The sequence below is a fragment of the Chloroflexota bacterium genome, assembly GCA_014360825.1.
Taxonomy (GTDB): Bacteria; Chloroflexota; Anaerolineae; order UBA2200; family JACIWT01; genus JACIWT01.
In genome coordinates this window covers 19,059-36,645 of the sequence record JACIWT010000006.1, presented here as the reverse complement: position 1 = coordinate 36,645, position 17,587 = coordinate 19,059, and the positions used below count along the sequence as shown (strand labels likewise).

At 54.8% G+C, this 17,587-nt stretch carries 15 protein-coding genes; 5 read left to right on the top strand and 10 right to left on the bottom strand.

Annotated elements, in window-relative coordinates; all coding sequences use genetic code 11:
* The first annotated feature begins 112 nt into the window (after positions 1–112).
* The 5 genes from H5T64_05360 to queA all read left to right on the top strand — a co-directional run bounded on the left by H5T64_05360 (position 113) and on the right by queA (position 4,261).
* Entirely contained in the window at positions 113–1,033 is a 921-nt protein-coding gene (locus tag H5T64_05360) for a branched-chain amino acid transaminase (protein MBC7263772.1), read from the top strand.
* Positions 1,034–1,182: 149 nt separating this feature from the next.
* Positions 1,183–2,208, top strand: a complete 1,026-nt coding sequence (ruvB, locus tag H5T64_05355) for a Holliday junction branch migration DNA helicase RuvB (GenBank protein ID MBC7263771.1) — start codon at positions 1,183–1,185, stop codon at positions 2,206–2,208.
* An 11-nt stretch (positions 2,209–2,219) separates the two neighbouring features.
* Positions 2,220–2,963, top strand: coding sequence for an epoxyqueuosine reductase QueH (locus tag H5T64_05350; protein ID MBC7263770.1), 744 nt, complete (start codon positions 2,220–2,222; stop codon positions 2,961–2,963).
* A gap of 1 nt (position 2,964) precedes the next feature.
* Positions 2,965–3,195 (top strand): DUF2905 domain-containing protein, encoded by a 231-nt coding sequence (locus H5T64_05345; GenBank protein MBC7263769.1) that lies wholly within the window; start codon positions 2,965–2,967, stop codon positions 3,193–3,195.
* A 7-nt stretch (positions 3,196–3,202) separates the two neighbouring features.
* Positions 3,203–4,261, top strand: a complete 1,059-nt coding sequence (gene queA, locus H5T64_05340) for a tRNA preQ1(34) S-adenosylmethionine ribosyltransferase-isomerase QueA (GenBank protein MBC7263768.1) — start codon at positions 3,203–3,205, stop codon at positions 4,259–4,261.
* 24 nt (positions 4,262–4,285) lie between these two features.
* Here queA and H5T64_05335 read toward each other — a convergent pair whose 3' ends face one another.
* The 10 genes from H5T64_05335 to cdhC all read right to left on the bottom strand — a co-directional run bounded on the left by H5T64_05335 (position 4,286) and on the right by cdhC (position 17,568).
* Positions 4,286–6,457 (bottom strand): sodium-translocating pyrophosphatase, encoded by a 2,172-nt coding sequence (locus tag H5T64_05335; protein ID MBC7263767.1) that lies wholly within the window; start codon positions 6,455–6,457, stop codon positions 4,286–4,288.
* A gap of 441 nt (positions 6,458–6,898) precedes the next feature.
* Positions 6,899–7,819 (bottom strand): dihydropteroate synthase, encoded by a 921-nt coding sequence (locus H5T64_05330; protein ID MBC7263766.1) that lies wholly within the window; start codon positions 7,817–7,819, stop codon positions 6,899–6,901.
* Between the two features lie 26 nt (positions 7,820–7,845).
* Positions 7,846–8,628, bottom strand: a complete 783-nt coding sequence (locus H5T64_05325; GenBank protein ID MBC7263765.1) for an AAA family ATPase — start codon at positions 8,626–8,628, stop codon at positions 7,846–7,848.
* Positions 8,625–10,505 carry a DUF4445 domain-containing protein gene (locus H5T64_05320; GenBank protein MBC7263764.1) on the bottom strand — a complete coding sequence of 627 codons (1,881 nt, stop codon included), beginning with the start codon at positions 10,503–10,505 and terminating at the stop codon, positions 8,625–8,627. The genes H5T64_05325 and H5T64_05320 overlap by 4 nt, the downstream gene beginning before the upstream one ends.
* Before the next feature lie 115 nt (positions 10,506–10,620).
* Positions 10,621–11,199 (bottom strand): phosphatase PAP2 family protein, encoded by a 579-nt coding sequence (locus H5T64_05315; GenBank protein ID MBC7263763.1) that lies wholly within the window; start codon positions 11,197–11,199, stop codon positions 10,621–10,623.
* A complete protein-coding gene (locus tag H5T64_05310; protein MBC7263762.1) occupies positions 11,199–12,251 on the bottom strand; it encodes an alpha/beta hydrolase in 1,053 nt (350 codons plus the stop codon). Before H5T64_05310 ends, H5T64_05315 begins: the two co-directional genes overlap by 1 nt.
* 121 nt (positions 12,252–12,372) lie before the next feature.
* Positions 12,373–13,722 carry an acetyl-CoA decarbonylase/synthase complex subunit gamma gene (locus H5T64_05305; GenBank protein MBC7263761.1) on the bottom strand — a complete coding sequence of 450 codons (1,350 nt, stop codon included), beginning with the start codon at positions 13,720–13,722 and terminating at the stop codon, positions 12,373–12,375.
* A 16-nt stretch (positions 13,723–13,738) separates the two neighbouring features.
* Positions 13,739–14,707 (bottom strand): acetyl-CoA decarbonylase/synthase complex subunit delta, encoded by a 969-nt coding sequence (locus H5T64_05300; GenBank protein ID MBC7263760.1) that lies wholly within the window; start codon positions 14,705–14,707, stop codon positions 13,739–13,741.
* A gap of 47 nt (positions 14,708–14,754) precedes the next feature.
* Positions 14,755–15,156, bottom strand: a complete 402-nt coding sequence (locus tag H5T64_05295; protein ID MBC7263759.1) for a CBS domain-containing protein — start codon at positions 15,154–15,156, stop codon at positions 14,755–14,757.
* A gap of 129 nt (positions 15,157–15,285) precedes the next feature.
* Positions 15,286–17,568, bottom strand: coding sequence for a CO dehydrogenase/CO-methylating acetyl-CoA synthase complex subunit beta (cdhC, locus tag H5T64_05290; protein ID MBC7263758.1), 2,283 nt, complete (start codon positions 17,566–17,568; stop codon positions 15,286–15,288).
* Between the last annotated feature and the right edge of the window lie 19 nt (positions 17,569–17,587).

Below are 17,587 nucleotides of genomic sequence, written 5' to 3'. Positions count from 1 at the left end.
TAATATTTTCGCCGCAATCCTCCCTTTTAGTATGGTCGGCGTGCAGAGCAACGGCAAAAGAACGTTGTAAAAACTGAACAGGCCCTTATTAGGGCGAGAAAGGGGGAACGATTTGGTACAATTTGCATTTTTCAAAGGCAGGTTCGTACCCATTGGGGAGGCCAAAGTCAGCATTATGACTCATGCCCTCAACTACGGCACAGGCTGTTTTGAGGGAATTCGTGCTTATTGGAGCCAGGCGGATGAGCAACTCTATGTCTTCCGGATGCCAGAACATTATGAGCGATTACATAACTCGTGCCGCATCTTGTTGATGGAACTACCTTACTCTGTAAAGGAGTTAGGCGAGATCACCGTCGAACTGCTGCGCCGAGAAGGCTATCGCGAGGACACGTACATCCGGCCGTTGGTCTACAAGGCAGACGAAGGCATCGGCGTACGACTGTGGGGTATCAAAGATGAATTTGCCATCTTCGCTATCCCATTTGGTAAGTACATCGAGAAAGAAGAGGGCGCAAGTGTTTGTGTGTCCTCCTGGCGGCGCATTGATGATAATGAGGTGCCAGCCCGAGCCAAGAGCACAGGAGCCTATGTCAATTCGGCCTTGGTGAAGAGCGACGCGGAGATGAAGGGCTTCGATGAAGCCATCGTGCTCACCCGTAGCGGACACGTCTCTGAAGGCAGCGCGGAAAACCTCTTCATAGTACGCGACGGCGAGTTGATTACACCACCACGACAGGAGAACATTCTGGAGGGCATCACTCGGGCTACCATCATGGAGTTGGCTCGCAATGAGCTCGGTATTAAGGTGCGCGAAGGTCGCATTGACCGCACAGAATTGTACGTCGCCGAGGAGGCCTTCTTCTGTGGGACGGGGGTCCAGATCGCAGCCATCGCTAGCATAGATGGCCGCAAAATCGGCAGAGGCGCACCGGGCCCTATCACCAAGCAACTACGCGACCTATATTTCGACATCGTGCGCGGCAAGGTCGCGAAGTACAAGCACTGGCTCACACCCGTCTACGAGATCTGAGTGCCATTCGGCATTTCGTGCGACCTGAAAACGCGAGACTGAAACGCAGGGTGGGAACAGAATTGTGTTCCCACTTTGCCTTAAAAGTTTCTTGGGCGCGTCAAATCGACTTTTCTTTTCCTTCACTTGTACAGTAGAATATCTGTGCTATGGACGATCGTATCGTGTCACCCAACCCCAGGGAAGAGGAGGTTGCGCTCGACACTAACCTCCGGCCTCGTACCCTGTCTGAATATATTGGACAGGATAAAATAAAAGAGAACCTACGCATCTTCATCACTGCGGCCAAAGACCGAAACGAAGCCCTCGATCACGTTTTGCTCTACGGGCCACCTGGTTTGGGCAAGACTACGTTGGCCCACGTGATCGCTCACGAGATGGGAGTGAGCATTAAGATTACTTCTGGCCCGGCCATCGAGCGCCCCGGCGATCTGGCTGCAATTCTCACAAACCTCCGCAAGGGTGATATCCTCTTCATTGACGAAGTGCACCGCTTGGGACACGTGGTGGAAGAAGTGCTCTACCCAGCGATGGAGGATTATGCACTCGATATCATCATTGGTAAGGGTCCCAATGCACGCAACATCCGCCTCCGGCTGCCACGCTTCACTGTCATTGGTGCAACTACCCGGATCGCTCTCATGACATCACCTCTGCGAGATCGCTTTGGTGTAGTCTATCGGCTGGATTTCTACGACGAAAAGGCTATGCGAGAGATCGTGAGCCGGTCTGCGCGCATTCTAAATGTGAACATCGACGATGGCGGCGGTGCTGAGATCGCTCGGCGTGCTCGGGGAACACCTCGCGTGGCGAATCGACTTCTTCGGCGGGTGCGAGACTATGCTCAAGTCCGGGCCGAGGGTATCATCACCGCCGATGTGGCCCGAGCAGCCCTGGCTATGCTCGAAGTAGACGAACTGGGTCTGGACGAGATTGATCGCAAAGTCTTATATACGATCATTGAGAAATTTGGGGGCGGCCCCGTTGGACTGGAAACCATCGCCGCCGCCATCAGCGAAGAAGCCGATACTATCATGGACGTGTACGAGCCCTACTTGCTGCAGTTAGGTTTCCTAGAGCGCACCCCTCGAGGACGCGTCGTTACCCAGCGAGCCTATGAACACCTGGGATTGCCTTTCCCTGAGAGTCAACATCCTCAATTGGGACTTTTCTAGCGGGGTACCCGATGGTCTCTTGCACTTTGGCATTAGAAAGTCGGTGGGGACCGCCACAAACAGTTGAAGAGGGTTTATTTAGACGCGTTGGTAGGCTGGGATCTTCCCTCGATGCTTCGTCGAGCGGCTCGATCTCATATGTTACCGAACGGCCACCACAACCCGCACCAGTCGAGAAAGAATGTGAGGTGAGCAGACGGCTACTGTTGCACATTTGCTGTGGCCCATGCAGTACTTACACTATCAAGCGCCTCCGAGAGTTGGGATTCGATGTTACGGGTTATTGGTATAATCCCAATGTTCATCCTTACACAGAACACGAGCGTCGGCGGTCCTGTCTTGAAGAATACGCTGCCACTGTGGGTTTACCCATGATCTGGGAGCCTGATTACGATATGCCTGCCTACTTCCGTGCTGTGGCGGGGCACGAGAAATTCGGTGAGCGTTGTGCCCGCTGTTATGACCTACGCCTGCGAGCCACCGCCCGCACGGCCAGTGAGCGCGGCTTTGGCGTTATTACCACCACGTTACTCATCAGCCCATATCAGGATCAGCAGCTCATTGTAGCCGTAGGCGAGGAGGCGGCAGCAGAGTTTGGGGTAGATTTTTTCTTCGAGAATTTCCGCCGTGGCTGGAGCGAGCGGGGACGGTTGGCAAAGGAGCATAATTTGTACCGGCAGGCATACTGTGGTTGTATCTTCAGCGAATGGGAACGCTATGACCAAAATGCATCCACTCGCCAGAGGGGGGGATGAGATGTCGCCATTCGAAGATTTGGGCCGTATGCTTTTGCTCATTGGTGGCCTTATTTTCGCCCTCGGCCTACTTTTGCTTTTGGCCGGCAAAATTCCCTTCTTAGGGCGCTTGCCTGGTGATATTACTATCCGCCGCGATGATTTCACCTGTATGTTTCCGCTGATGACCTCATTGGTGCTCAGTCTGCTGCTCACGTTGTTGCTGAATCTGCTGTTGCGGCTGCACCGCTGAGATTCCCGTGCGAACGAGCGAGTTCGACTACGAATTACCCCCAGAGTTGATTGCTCAACAACCCATTGAGCCCCGCGATGCCTCGCGGCTGCTGGTGCTGCATCGCAGAGATGGCCTCATAGAGCATCGTCACTTTCGCGACATCGGCGATTATCTGCAGGGAGGAGACCTTCTTGTGGGCAATGAGAGCAGGGTGATCGCTGCCCGTTTATATGGTCGCAAGGTGCCCACGGGCGGCAAGGTCGAATTCCTGCTCGTTCGTGAACGAGAAGGTGGTATTTGGGAAACACTGGTGAAACCAGGCCGACGCGTTCAACCTGGCGCTCTCGTGGCCATAGAACCCGCCACTTCGTCGGGAGATTTGCCTTCCGTTACTGCCGAGGTGTTGGAGCGCACTCCTGAAGGTGGGCGCCTCGTTCGCTTCACACCGCCCATAGGCCCTCATTTGGACCGGCTCGGCACTGTGCCCTTGCCCCCTTATATCCACACGCCGCTGACGAACGCTGAACGTTATCAGACCATCTACGCACGCATCCGCGGCTCTCTGGCAGCGCCGACTGCGGGTTTGCACTTTACCCCGCGCCTCGTTGAGCAACTAGCCAACCGAGGGATACGCTTTGCTTTCGTTGTCCTGCACATCAGCCTGGACACCTTCCGCCCGGTAAGTGAAGAGCGCATTGAGGATCATCGTATGCACTCGGAATGGTGTGAACTGGGTGAAGAGACGGCCAATGTGGTCAATCGTGCTCGCCAGGAGGGGCGGCGCATCGTTGCTATCGGCTCTACTTCGGTGCGGGTGTTAGAATCGGCAGCATGCCAAGCAGAAGCCCAGGGCGCGGAGGATGTGGTTCTCCCGTTCCGAGGCTCCACAAGTCTGTTTATCTACCCAGGCTATCGCTTCCGGGCTGTGGACGCAATGATCACAAATTTTCACTTGCCTCGTTCCACGTTGCTCATGCTCGTCTCCGCGTTCGCCGGGAAAGAATTAGTGGATAGGGCTTACCAAGAGGCAATCCAAAACAGGTATCGGTTCTATAGTTTTGGGGACGCGATGTTGATTATCTGACACGAGACATTATTGGCTACGGCGCTACGGTTCCGTAACTGGATCATCCTCCTCTATTTCAACCAGCGAATAGGCGTCCTTCTTGCTGTGCCAAATCGCGAAAAGAACCAGCAACAGTGTGCCTGCCATCACAGTGAGTCCTAGAGGGGTCCATCTTTCATGAGCCTTCACCAAGGGCGCGATCAATAATGCGACGAGGTTCATAACCTTGATCATGATATCTAGCGAGGGCCCAGCAGTGTCTTTTAATGGGTCACCTACTGTGTCACCGATGACCGAAGCCCTATGCGGTTCAGAGTATTTGCCCCCGTGATGGCCATCCTCGATGAATTTCTTGGCGTTGTCCCAAGCCCCTCCGGCATTTATCATAAACACGGCGAGCAATGCCCCGGTCAGAATTCCGCCGGCTAGTAGGCCACCCAGTACTCCTACTCCAAGGAGAAATCCAACTAGGATCGGCACGAGAATTGCCAGAAGAGCGAGGCTGACCAATTCCTGCTGTGCAGCCTGAGTGCAGATGGCTATCACTCTGTCATAATCGGGCTTGACTTTTCCCTCCATCAGACCTGGGATCCGAAACTGGCGCCGCACTTCGTCCATAACGAGCGAGGCAGCGCGCCCTACTGCACGGATGGTCAGCGCGCTAAAAACAAAGGGCATGGACCCGCCGATGAGTGCGCCAATGAACACAGAGGGACTCGCGATATTCAGCCCCTCTGTCTGAAGCCCTGCGGTCTCCACAAAAGAACCGAAGAGCGAGACAGCGGCAAGGATTGCCGAGGCGGCGGCGATGCCCTTGGTGATAGCCTTGGTCGTGTTTCCTGCTGCGTCGAGAGCAGCCATGATCTCGCGCGCTTTGGGCTCGAGCCCTGCCATCTCCCCGATTCCACTGGCATTGTCAGCGATGGGACCGAATGCATCCATTGAGACGTAGTTGCCTGTCTGGGAGAGCATACCGATGCCACACAATGCTACGCCATAAAGTACATGTGTGATGCCCGCGCTGCGGAAAATCAGCATGGAACAGAAGATAGCCATGGCAACCAATAGAATGCCACATGCAGCACTCTCAGAGCCCAAGGAAAACCCGCTCAGAATGCTCGTTGCTGCGCCTGTCCGTGAAGCGCCTGCCAGTTCCCGGACCGGACGTTTCTCAGGGAGAGTAAAATACGCTGTATATTTGTTAAAGCCGATAGCGAGCAAAATACCTACCGCTGTTGCCCAGAAAGCGCGCAAGTCATGAATATAAAAATGCGCTAGCAAGAGGAAGCAAATAGCGGAGAGAAACGCGGAAAGGCTATACGAGAGGTCCATCGCCTTGAAGGCATCACTGCGTGTAGACCAAAGGGACATAACATAACCCCCAAGGAGCGAACTCATGATGCCGATGGCCAGTGCGATTAGGGGAAAGACGATCCACTTAAGATCGGGCGGTTGGAGTGTCAAACCCAGTATCATCACGGAGACGATCGTCACTCCATAAGACTCGAAAATGTCAGCAGCCATCCCCGCGCAATCGCCCACGTTGTCACCCACCAGATCAGCGATGACGGCAGCATTGCGCGGGTCATCTTCGGGAATGCCTACTTCTACCTTGCCCACTAAATCGGCGCCGATATCGGCGGCTTTTGTATATATGCCACCACCGACACGCATGAAAAGCGCGAGCAGCGTTCCACCAAAACCCAAACCCAGTAGTACCTCAGGCGCGCTTCGGCCATAGACCAGGAGGATAATCGTGGGACCCAGGAGTCCCAGGCCAGTGGTAAGCATACCCGTGACCGTGCCTGCCTGGTAACCAATACGCAGCGCATCCGTGAAACTCGTGCGGGCAGCAGCAGCGACACGGACGTTGCCCTGCACTGCTATATTCATGCCAATATAGCCAACCGTGGCGGAGGAAAAAGATCCCAGTAGGAAAGCAGCAGCGCGCCCCAGGCAGATCGAGACCCGTTGACCGGCCAGGGCCGCGGAGAAATACAGACCAACGGCCAACAGGCCAATTACTATGAGGATAACCCGAAACTGTCGTTGCAGGTACACATTAGCACCCGTGCGGATGACGTCGGCAATCGCTTGCATCTTAGGCGTACCTTGGTCGTGATGCAGAACTTGCCGGACCAGAAAACCTGCATAGAGAATCGCTAGGAGAGATGTGAGCAGGACACCCCAGAGTGAAGTGTGCTCGAATGTCATTGTGCCTTCCGCTTCCTCCTTCTTGTCAGAGTAATGAAATGAGGTTCCACACCTACCATACAGCATGGAACCTCACTTGCTGCAGAGATAAGCAAATCACAGTGGTTTAGAGCGCGCACAGCAACATCCATGGCAATAAGCAAGGACAACCAAGAAGATATGGGCATAGGATAATGCATTGCTATCACGCTTGCCATTGAATGGAGCATACGTCTTCGCTCTGAAAGCCAAATAGACGCCAGTAACTCTGGGAAATCATAGGAGCCTCGATTTGACCCCCTCTATGGGCGTGGTCACACAATAATACTTATTCTACGAAATGCCCACACAAATGCCAACGCGTGCGCCGCCTTCGTCGGAAGCCAGGCTCTTGTTAGAAGATAACAAAAGCGGCCAGTCTCGCTTGCGGATACTGGCTGCTTTTGTTGCCTGTACCCACATTCACATACGCAAATAGGAGTGGGCGTAGATCACTCGATTCTTGAGAATTTGCACCGTTTTCCAGACCGCCACCTGGTCCGGATCCCTCATATCCACCGCCCCTGGATCCAAGTCTTCTCCAGCCGCCGTTGCATCATAGAGCGCCAAAAGCAACTTACCCAGAGGGGTGCTGTCATCCCGTTGCTCCACAATACGAATGAACTCGTTCTGTTTCTGATCTAGGGGGTCGGCGATGGCCGCATCTAACCCAGCAGCCATCAGCATCACTAAATACGTGCGGTTGATTAGGCTACGGTTCTCGGCAGGCACACTATTCGAAATATTGGAGAGCCCCACCACAGTCATAGGCGGCGGGTCCATTAGTTGTTTGAAAAAGCGCACGGCCTCCAGCGTTTGTGGCGCGTGTTCCTGCGTCCCGTTGACTGTCAGCACCAGTGGGTCTAGATATAAGTCTGACATAGGGATGCCGAGCTCCATCGCCTTGGGTATCAGCACTTCCATCGCTAGTTGCACTCGGGCATCGGCAGTGGTAGGGATACCCGATTTGCCCATCGTCAGAGCAACGATCTTGGCGTGATACTTCGCTGCCAGGGGCATCCCGACTTCCAATCGCTCGGGATCGGCGGAGGTGGAGTTGATCATGGCTTGTTTCTTGCAGCGCTTCAGCCCGGCTTCGATTGCGGCCGCATTTGTGGTGTCTAATGACAGTGGCACATCTGTCACCTCCTGTACAGCGTCCACAATCCACTCCATCACTTCGACGCCAGTTCTTTTCTGGGGTCCAATGTTCAGATCCAGCATGTCCGCGCCATGCTCGACCTGCTTCCGCGCCAGTTGCTGGATGAATGCCTTGTCGCGATTGTTGATCGCATCCCTGACCTTGGGCGAAATAATGTGAATGTTCTCACCGATAATAAGCATGATTTTGTACCTCCTTCTTCCCTCTCTTAATGGGAGCCAGCCTTACTGGCGACTCCTGCTTTGCGACCGATATCGCCCACAGCATGGACGATAGGGGCATCCTCTGGCATCTCGATCAGCGGACGCCCCACCGCATCGAATTCGCTCACTGTGGGGTCATTCGGCAGCGTCCCAATAAGTTCTACCCCGAGTTCCTTGATCTTATTTGCGAGAACGGCCGGCAGTGGCCCAGTGGAGCGGTTCAACACCAAATAGACCTGCCCGAAGCGTGTGTCCAACTCCTTCTGCATCTTCAGTATTTCTTCAACCGCCATCAGTCCCCGCATAGTCACATCCGTAAGTATGAAAAGGATATCCACATACCGCGTCGTCTGGCGACTGATATGTTCCATTCCCGCCTCATTATCAATCACCACGTAGTCGTATTGATTGCCAAGCCGGTCAATGACCATGCGCAAGATGTTGTTTGCTGCGCAGTAGCATCCTGGTCCTTCTGGTCGGCCCATAGCAATGAGATCAATGCCATCGCCCTCTACCAAGGATTCGTGGATGCGGTACTCCAGATAGTCGGTCTTGGGAATAGAGACGTTGTACGTGCCGCTGGAAACCAAAGCGGTCGTCTCCTCTCGAATGTGGCCAATGGTTTCGTACATCGGCATCCCCAGTGCCCAGTGCAGATTGGCGCTCGGGTCTCCATCTATGGCGAGGATCGTACCAGCATTCTGCTCACGGAGCCATTTAATAAGAAGTGCTATGAAAGTGGTCTTGCCCGTGCCTCCCTTGCCCGCTACAGCGATCGTGACCGTCATATCTTTCCCTCTAACACGCGCATTACCGATGGAAAACTTGTCGCATCTGTATGGGGTAAGAACAATGCCGAGGTAAATTCTTCGTAGAAGCGGTTATCAGCACTTAGCTCCAGATAGGTCATCTTCCTGGCAATTTCCACGACCTGATGGCGCATATCTCGGCAAAGGAGCGCCGTGAAAGCACCCCAAGCCGAGGTATTGCCCAGATACTTGAACCTCTCCCAGGGCATGTCAGGCATGAGCCCAATCTGAACGGCCTTCTCGATGTCAATATACTTGCCGAAGGCGCCTCCAATGATGACCTCCTCGACATCGGCCAAACTGATGCCCACACTTTGAGTGAGCACTGAAAAACCCGCGTAAATCGCGGCTTTAGCCCGCAGGAGGTTGGAGATGTCCACCTCAGTAATGTAAATGTCCTCTCCGGTACCCGACTCTTTGGCCCAAACCAATACATATTCTGGGCCATGTTCACCGACCCGAATGCGTGGCGTGTTCAATTGCCGATTCAGGTGGCCGCTTTTGTCCACTACCCCTGTGATAAACATTTCACCCAGCAACGAAATCATGCCCGAACCGCAGATACCTAGCGGCGGCTTATCTCCAATAGTGCGAATGGTGGGCTCGGCAGTCTCGCGGTTAATCCACACCTCCTCGATAGCCCCATCGGTAGCACGCATGCCACAATACACGCCCGCACCTTCGAAAGCCGGCCCCGCAGAGCAAGCGCAGGCGAGCAACCAGTCCGCGTTGCCCAATACAATCTCGCCATTCGTCCCCACGTCAATGAATAAGGTTAGTTTATCGGTCCGAAACATGCCGGAACTGAGCACCCCTGCCGTAATGTCCCCGCCTACATAAGCACCTACGCCCGGCAGACAGTCCACCGTAGCCTCTGGGTTTATGTTCAAGCCCAATTCAGCGGCACGCACGAGCGGTGGATGGGTGAAAGTCGGGATGTAGGGCTCCAGGCGTATATAGGCTGGATCGAGCGCCAAAAAGAGGTGAATCATAGTTGTATTGCCAGCGACGGTTGCGAAGTTGATTTCATGCGGGTTGAAGTCATTGCGGGCAGCCAACTCATCGATCAGTTCGTTGAGGGTAGTTACCACCAGCCTTTGCAAATGCTCTAGCCCACCCGGTTGCTTGGCATAGATGATGCGGGATATGATGTCCTCACCGCAGGAAATCTGCTTGTTATATTGGATAGCACTATCCAAATGCTGGCCCATCTTCAAATCCACAAGATAGATCACATTGCTCGTCGTGCCAATATCCACAGCGATGGCCAGCGAGCGTGCCGTCTGATCACCAGGGCGCAGGTCAATCAGCCGAGGCGTGGCATCATCGTCAGCCCAGGTCCCCATCTCCAGGACAGCGGTTACTTCCCAGTTGGCTTGACGCAACACCCGGGCCAGGCGGCGCATCATGGGCAATGATGCCACTAGATCCGAGACTCCATGCTGCCGCGCCAATTCGCGTTTCAACCGATCGAAGTCGGTGGTATTATCCTGCAGACTCGGCGGTTCGATTTTGAGAAAGTATTTGCGTACCCAAGGCCGGCTCTGCCAATCGCACTCAAAGGGCAGTTGTACCAGCCGATCAACTTGCTTCTCGCTTGGAGCACGGCGGAATACGACCTCTTGCGGCGGAATGAAGACCTCAATGTCGCTTTCGATGATTGTCTGGCAAGCCAGGGCATAGCCTTGCTGGAGTTCACTGCGCGAGATGCGATTGATCGAGCGCCGCCGCACAGTGCCGCTTTCTACCACGACCTTGCATCGCCCACAGCGCCCCTGCCCACCGCAAGGTAGATTCAATTCAATACCTGCCTCTTGGGCAGCGTCCACAATCAGCGATCCTGCAGGAACTTTCACTGTCTTGCCTTGTGGTTTAAAAACGACTTTATGGTAAGAAATCGCTTGCTCCTGCTATACTACTCAAAGAAGAGGAGACCGAACCCTGCACACAGATGGTCCAAGAAGATAGTTCCTACGCCAAATACAGCCTCTGCCCAAAGTCTATTAAGTGCGTCAAGACGGGCTCGATCTGGTGGCTGACACGCCCTATTAATTGGGCGGCGGCCAATCCTACCAGTGCTCCTACTACTACATCAGATGGGTAATGCACCCCGCAGTAGACGCGAGCAATAGCCCACATCGTGGCCAAAATGAACATCAGCGCAGCCGCACGTCTATTACGTAGCCAGACACCCCCTGCCAAAGCAAAGCCTGTGGCCGCTGGGTTACTGGGCATCGACGAGTCGGAGGGATGGTAGAAAAGCAGGTTTACCTCATGGAAACTGAATGGCCGCGGACGGAAGAAGACTAAGTTGCAGGCTTTCACAACCACGTTGGCGAGAACAAGAGCAAAGAGAGCGTAGAATAGAGCACGCTGATTACGCCCTCGTTCCTGAGGAGACCGCCCAACAAACCATAAAGCGAGCACAATAGCCGACAGCGCTGTCGGTACAGCGTAATCGTTCACAAAAAGGCGTGCGATAGCATCTAACAGCGGATACCGACCCGCTAGCCCGTTGATCAAGGTAAACAGTCGCCAATCCAGGCCCATCACAGGTTCTCCTTGAACCACTGCGCCACGGCGAATGCAGTCGCGCCTTGGGTCAACAAATCCAGATGCCCTGCCTCTCGTATGACTCTGAGCGTGCCTCTCTCCCCAGCACTCGTTGCCAAAGCACGGGCGTGGTTCAATGACACTACGCCATCCCGCTCTCCATAGAGAAAGAGCACTGGCCGTGGAACCAATGCGGGCAGGCTTCCCACGGAGTCAAGTTGCCCGAGAACAGCCGCTCTTCCATGCTGCCTGCTATACTGCAATGCCTGCCAGTAGCTCATTTCTCGCAACATCCCCAACCCCGTCCGAGTAGCGGCATCCTCCCATAGCGGAGCCAATGCCGCGACTGCAGCAATCTGCCTGTCACCGCTGGCGGCACGGATCGCCACATCACCACCCAGATCAAAACCCAATGCGCCGAGCCGATCGGGATCAATACCCGGATGACTGGTCAAGTAACTCAGAGCCGACGGAAACAGCGCCAGAATCTCTGGGTAGCCAAGTGTCTTCTCCGCCAAGTCAATGGCGAAAGTAGCGATGCCCTCCTCTGCCAACCGCGCGGCTATCAAGGAAAGGGTCTCTGCCGCCATCCCCGGTCCCGGTACAGCGCATATCGCAGGCACTGATCCATCGCCGTATGGGGGCAAGACCAGTAGCCCTGATACCTGGGCGTGGCGAACTGGTTGCACCTCCAACGTGCTCCCCAGAACCTTAGCCGACACTGCAGGAGAGTGCGGCCTCCGAACAGAGGCTGCCACCAGTGAGACCAAAAGAGAAACAAACGATGCTGCACCGAACAACACCATTAGCTCGGCACCAGCCGGCCCCGGGGAGAAGATCTCGCGGCGGGTGAGAAAAAACCAGGCATAACCTATGACCGCCAAAGTCACACCCAGCACATATCCCGTGGTCTTGCGCCCCGAATAATCGAATAGCGACAGACCCCGCAACTCCTGGTGTGTGGCAGCGAATTGCAGTGCCCCTAGGGTAACCAAAGTGGCGAAAGTCAGATAGCTCAGAGCCAAATAAGAGGAAACAAAGTTCAGCAAAAGGCTATCACCCCCAGTGATAGACCGAAACCCCTACGGATCTTCGGCCCTAACCCCTCATGTAAATCCGAGCATCCGCTCTCCAGGCGCAGAGAAGAGGCCCTAAGAACAAATACCAGCACTAGTTCCAGTTTTTCAGATAGGCTGGTATGTCAATAGCCTCGCGGGGGCCAACCAGGACCTCCCACCCAGGCAGTTCTTCCTCCAACTCACCAGAAATTGCTGCTACTGCACCGGGGATAACAATCTTCTTGTGCTTTGTTTTCTGGTCTGCGCCGAACTGTTTGACGCTCTTCGCGATTTTCTCCGCATCAAATTTGCCGGCAGCCCATCCAGTTAGCACCGACATCCCTTCAGAATCGGCAACAAGCAGCCAACTGGGAACACCGCTGCCTTCCACCTCGCCCGATACAGTGAAGTAGGTAAGGGAGAAGTTTGTGGTGACGAGGAGCGGTGACTCCGGCTTAGGTTCACCGATCTCGTAAAGCCCGGGGCTTACCTGGATGGGCTTCTGCGGGTCGGTGTAAATGTTCTGTCGCAAGGTGAGCAGCGGGTAAATGCTAGCCGGATCGAAATGGTCGAGCACGATGAACCCAGCATACTTGGCAATGTGCTCGGCGGCCAGGATGGCCTCCTCAGTCTCAGAGTTAGCTCCTTCGCCCGGGAATGTGATGATCGGATAGCCCAGAGCACGGAAATTCTTCTTGAGCGCGAGCCGGCGCAAATGAGTCAAGGCTGCCAATCCATCACCCAAACCACGTGCGCCCGGATCCAAGACAATATCTTCCACTCCCGCGCTCTTCACCTGCTCGGCCAAGTTTGCCAGGGCAGCGAGATCCCCTTTATCTGCGCGGACGGCGACTGGGGCGCTGTACTGCTTGGCCAACGCGGCCATATCCTGCCAGTTAGACTCGTCTGCAGCGTAAAGGAGTGAGTTTCCGGTGCCACTGGCTTTCAATCCCGCCTCCATTGCTGCTTTGCTCTTGGCTATCAAGACGAAAGGCTTGGGCGTAATCGCACGGGCTGCCGCGACGTAATTGCCAAACACGCCCGCGTCGCCCGAGGCATTCTCGATGGCAAGACCATTCACCGCCAACTGGATGCCCACGCGCTCCACCTGATATCCCGCGATGGATTTCACATGGGCCTCAAATTCACTGAGGGGAAGCGTATCCTTCAGGCGAACCATCAAGGCAGGTTCGTGGTAAAAGGTCTTCTCGTGGCGGAACATTACCGTCTCGTTACCGACCTCGATTTTGAAATTGTCGGATCCAAGGGTGATGAGGCGGATGGGTGGCGCAGATGCGGCCGCCAAGGCGGCCTTAGACTCCTCTGAGACGTATGGACAGGCAGATAACTCTGCTTGTTTAGCAGCCAACTTCATAGCAAAGGCTAAGCAAGTCGGCTGGCCGCACTCTTTGCAGTTCGTCTTAGGCAATAGTTTGTAGATTTCAAGACCACTAAGTCCCATGGTCACATACCTCCGTTTAATGGGCCATCAAGTCAGCGATGGTCTTCTTGATCAACGCGACGCTTTCAGGATGACGCAACACCACGATGTCGGCGCCAGCCTGGATAAGTGTAGCGGCTGTTATAACCTCCCAGTTGATGCTGCGACGAGTCCAATCACCCCAGGCTGCAGGCACACCCTGATTGACTTTGCTTTCCTTCGTGCGCCAGGCTTCCTCGCCCACCGTACAGATCATCGGCTGCTGGGTCATGCTATCCCCCGTCAGCGCTGCTATGCGCAGCCGCTCCATCACTGAATACGTGTACTCCAAGCCATAACCCAGTGCGCCAGTGGTAGGGTCCATTAGCACACGCGAAAGGTCCAGGCGCATATCACTAATGAGAATATTGAGTTGTTTCGCCAGATTCACGTCTATGGGTGTTTTGGCAATGACTAATTGATCGTGGGCGAGAGCAGCAGCGACGATAGTGCGGTAGTTTTTGTCCTCACAATTACCCAAAGCGATGCGCTCGCCTTTGGCTGCTTCGGCAGCAGCCACCAGCACTTCGTTGTCTTTCTCTGCCTGACCAGGGCCATACACGATAAGGGGCAAACCGGTGGTCGCGAGCACAGCTTTCACTGTAGCCACTGCTTCTTTTGCGCCAGTGTTCGCACCGTCAGGATGAGCGCTTTGGAGTTTGAGGGCAATGAGATCCGCACCGATTTCCTCCGCCTTTTTAGCCCAAGCAGCGGGATCGTTGAGCACCTCGCCCCAGGCATCGAGCAACTGCTTCGACCAATCGGCGGGATAACGGTCCTGCACTTCCACTGCCACAACGGGCGGGTGGGGCATTTGACCCTCGTAATGCAGGAAGGGTAAGGTCGTCTCGCCTCCCACGGTCACAGTCCGGGCTCGTGTACCTCCTTCGGCTGACGTGGCGCCCAATTTGACCTCCCGCACCGCGCCAGTCCATTTCTCTTTTGGGATTTCAACCGTAACTGGCATACAGGCTCTCCTTTCGCCAAGGATTGTGTTGAAAATTGCCCCTGTCTCTACCAGAACCAGGGTTGCTCGCGCATATCTCGAATGATATCCGTTGTGGAGAGAATGCCCACCGCCCGCCTACCGCCGGGACTGGGTTCCGTAATCACTAGGCGGTGAATTCTTCTCTCCAGCATTATTCTTATTGCTTCCTCGATAGTCGCATCGGGGGAGATTTCAATGACGCTCTTGGTCATGATATCGCAGGCTTTATAGTTCAACAGATTTTGACCGTATACCTTCAGCAAATCCATGTGAGAGATGATACCGTCAATTTCACCACCAGGCTTCTCAACCACGATGGCGTGCACACCCGTGTCGGCCATAATACGAACGACTTCTTTGAGCACGGTATCGGGCCTGCACTCGATGACGCCCTTATGCATAATGTCTCGTACATGTTTGTTGGCCATTTCACATACTCCGACCCGTGTTCACTCCAAGGTGCAGGTGCGAATCAATGGCTTCGCACCTGCACCTTGTTGTCATGTTCGGAGATCTTTTGGACAGCATATCGGCAGGAACGTCTCGCCAATCCTCTATCAAAACAGGGGTTCCATAGTCAGCGCAGGATGACCCTTTTCCTCCAGGAAGGGTAGCAGTTCCTCCACCGTGGTGGCAACTCGCTCGTCCGCGATCTTCTCCAGTAGGTCTGGGTCACCTTCGCGCTCGGCCACAGCCTTTAGTTCCTCGGCCATGGTCTCTTTTAGGAAAGATGACATCCAGACCACCCGCTTGAAGCCCCCATCTGCCGAGATGAATTTCTTGCTTAACAGGTAGTATTTGCCATGACCCATCACACCCGGGGTCTGCAAGCCGCCGCCAGCCATGCCAGCGAGAGTGGAGAAGGTCATACCTGCCGGAGTCATACTGGGGTCTTCGCGGGAGACCACCATGATGCCGTTGGCTTCTGGGATGACCATGGCAATGCACTCGAAGCAGCCGCAGGCCGTCATCGGGTCGCGCATGATGGAGTACATGGAAACCTGCTGCACAGATTGGTGCGAGTTCTGGTACACGAAATCGTTGACGCCGGCGAACACGCCATATACCGGGTCCAGACACTGACCTTTCTGAATTGGCTGGTTAGGACCAGTGGGGTTGATCTGATGTGAGGCTTTGCAGTCCAGCCAGTTGTAGGCACCGCACAGTCCTAACCGCTCCGGCGAGACAACGCACACGTGGTTGGGGGCGAAACTCTGACATAGTGTACAACTGTAGAACTCCTCCACTGACTCATCCACCATATCGGCCAGACGCTGGTTGCGGTAGTTATAAGCCTCCCTGGCTACCGCAAGCCATTCTTCTATCTTCTTTGGGTCAGTGTAAATGGTTACCTGCACCTTATCTACAATGGCCCCGAAGTCCGCCTTAAACCGAGCGACCAGTATCTCGCCGAAGTGCTCCAATCGGAAGCCCTTCTCGGCTGCTGCCTTGCTTATACGAATCCAGGCGATGTCGCGCTGGCCGATGTGCTGGATGCCGGATGCACCGTTGATGAAATAGTGGATTTGGCGCTCCAGCACGGGTTCGAAATCTTTCTGCATCTTACGCCCAGCCACTTCGACCACGATACCCATGTCCATTGCGCCCTCGGGCTCAACGTGATCGAAACCAGGTCCCACCACGGTGATTTTGCCATCTTCTACTTTGTCGAAGTCGGCCATGTGTAGGTACTCGAAGCAGCGCGAATACTTACCCCCGAACTCGACACGCATATCGGCCTTGCGCACGCGCTCGCCTTCGAAAGCACTCCCGTAAGGTACGGGAATGGGGATCTCTGTGACCTTTACTTTCACCCCGCGCACTTCGATGCAACGTTGCACCAGTTTCTTGGCTCGTTCGAGATCGTCCTCTGCCTCAATGTCATCGAAGGGCATGGAGATGACGTGTTCATAGCGTGTGATGCCCGTGGGCAGGATTTCGGGGATCACGGTGTCGGCGATCACTGGGAAGCCATAGGTAATGGCCCCAGCAGCAGTCGCATATTTCAGATCATCTACTTCACCCAAGGCCAGCACAAAAGCGAACACGCGGAATTTGTTATATAGCAAGATCTCGCGCGCTTGGCCGCCTTTCAAGCCGCCGAAGGTAAGTGCGCTGCGGGTGGCAAACCCCAGTGGATAGATAGCAGCAATGGTATCCGTACCGAAGGGTATGATGTAGGTGTCATAGCCCATCTCCACGCCCTCTTCCATCAACTGATGGATGATGCTGCGCCCGTTTACATTGCCGCACAAAAAAACCAAGATGTTGCGCTTCTGGAGTTCACGGACGATTTGTACTGCCACCTCGTTGCTCTTGGCACAACCAACAATGGCAGCGAACCCTGGCATGCGCCCGTCTACCAATTGGATACCCCAGGCGCGAAGCTGGATGTCATCAATGGGGCCATTTAGCCGGTCGCCCACAGCGGGTGTGCCATCGGGCGAAGTGAAACTCGTGCTGGGCACGTAACTTCCACCCCAGGTGATCTTTTGCGGTTCCTCGCCGCGCACGAAGCGGATGCCCTCTATCATCTCCTCGGCCAGCAAAGTTGCGACGCCACAGTCTAAGGTTTCGCCCAGATATGGTAGCCATAGACTCCCATGTGGAACCGGATGCAGTAATCGTTTCGCATGCTCCAACACGGGCACCATATCACCCAGTTTAGCGACTTCGATGCCGGTGAAACCCAAGATGACCGGGAGGTAGTATGCCGTGTTGGTAAAAGCCACCGGCTGATCAGGGCCGTACTCCGCCAAAGCGGCCTGAAGCATTTGTTCGGCTTCCTTGACGATCAGATTCGCACCCCGAATGGCACGTGTAGCGATGTATCGGGACATGGGATAATGCTCCTCCTTT

Excerpts from the sequence above, each read along its gene's own strand:
- H5T64_05335 (MBC7263767.1), bottom strand. The coding sequence starts at position 6,457 with ATGACATTCGAGCACACTTCACTCTGGGGTGTCCTGCTCACATCTCTC.
- cdhC (MBC7263758.1), bottom strand. The coding sequence starts at position 17,568 with ATGTCCCGATACATCGCTACACGTGCCATTCGGGGTGCGAATCTGATC.
- H5T64_05305 (MBC7263761.1), bottom strand. The coding sequence starts at position 13,722 with ATGGGACTTAGTGGTCTTGAAATCTACAAACTATTGCCTAAGACGAAC.
- H5T64_05325 (MBC7263765.1), bottom strand. The coding sequence starts at position 8,628 with ATGACGGTCACGATCGCTGTAGCGGGCAAGGGAGGCACGGGCAAGACC.
- H5T64_05315 (MBC7263763.1), bottom strand. The coding sequence starts at position 11,199 with ATGGGCCTGGATTGGCGACTGTTTACCTTGATCAACGGGCTAGCGGGT.
- H5T64_05350 (MBC7263770.1), top strand. The coding sequence starts at position 2,220 with ATGGTCTCTTGCACTTTGGCATTAGAAAGTCGGTGGGGACCGCCACAA.
- H5T64_05295 (MBC7263759.1), bottom strand. The coding sequence starts at position 15,156 with ATGGCCAACAAACATGTACGAGACATTATGCATAAGGGCGTCATCGAG.
- H5T64_05300 (MBC7263760.1), bottom strand. The coding sequence starts at position 14,707 with ATGCCAGTTACGGTTGAAATCCCAAAAGAGAAATGGACTGGCGCGGTG.
- H5T64_05330 (MBC7263766.1), bottom strand. The coding sequence starts at position 7,819 with ATGCTTATTATCGGTGAGAACATTCACATTATTTCGCCCAAGGTCAGG.
- ruvB (MBC7263771.1), top strand. The coding sequence starts at position 1,183 with ATGGACGATCGTATCGTGTCACCCAACCCCAGGGAAGAGGAGGTTGCG.
- H5T64_05345 (MBC7263769.1), top strand. The coding sequence starts at position 2,965 with ATGTCGCCATTCGAAGATTTGGGCCGTATGCTTTTGCTCATTGGTGGC.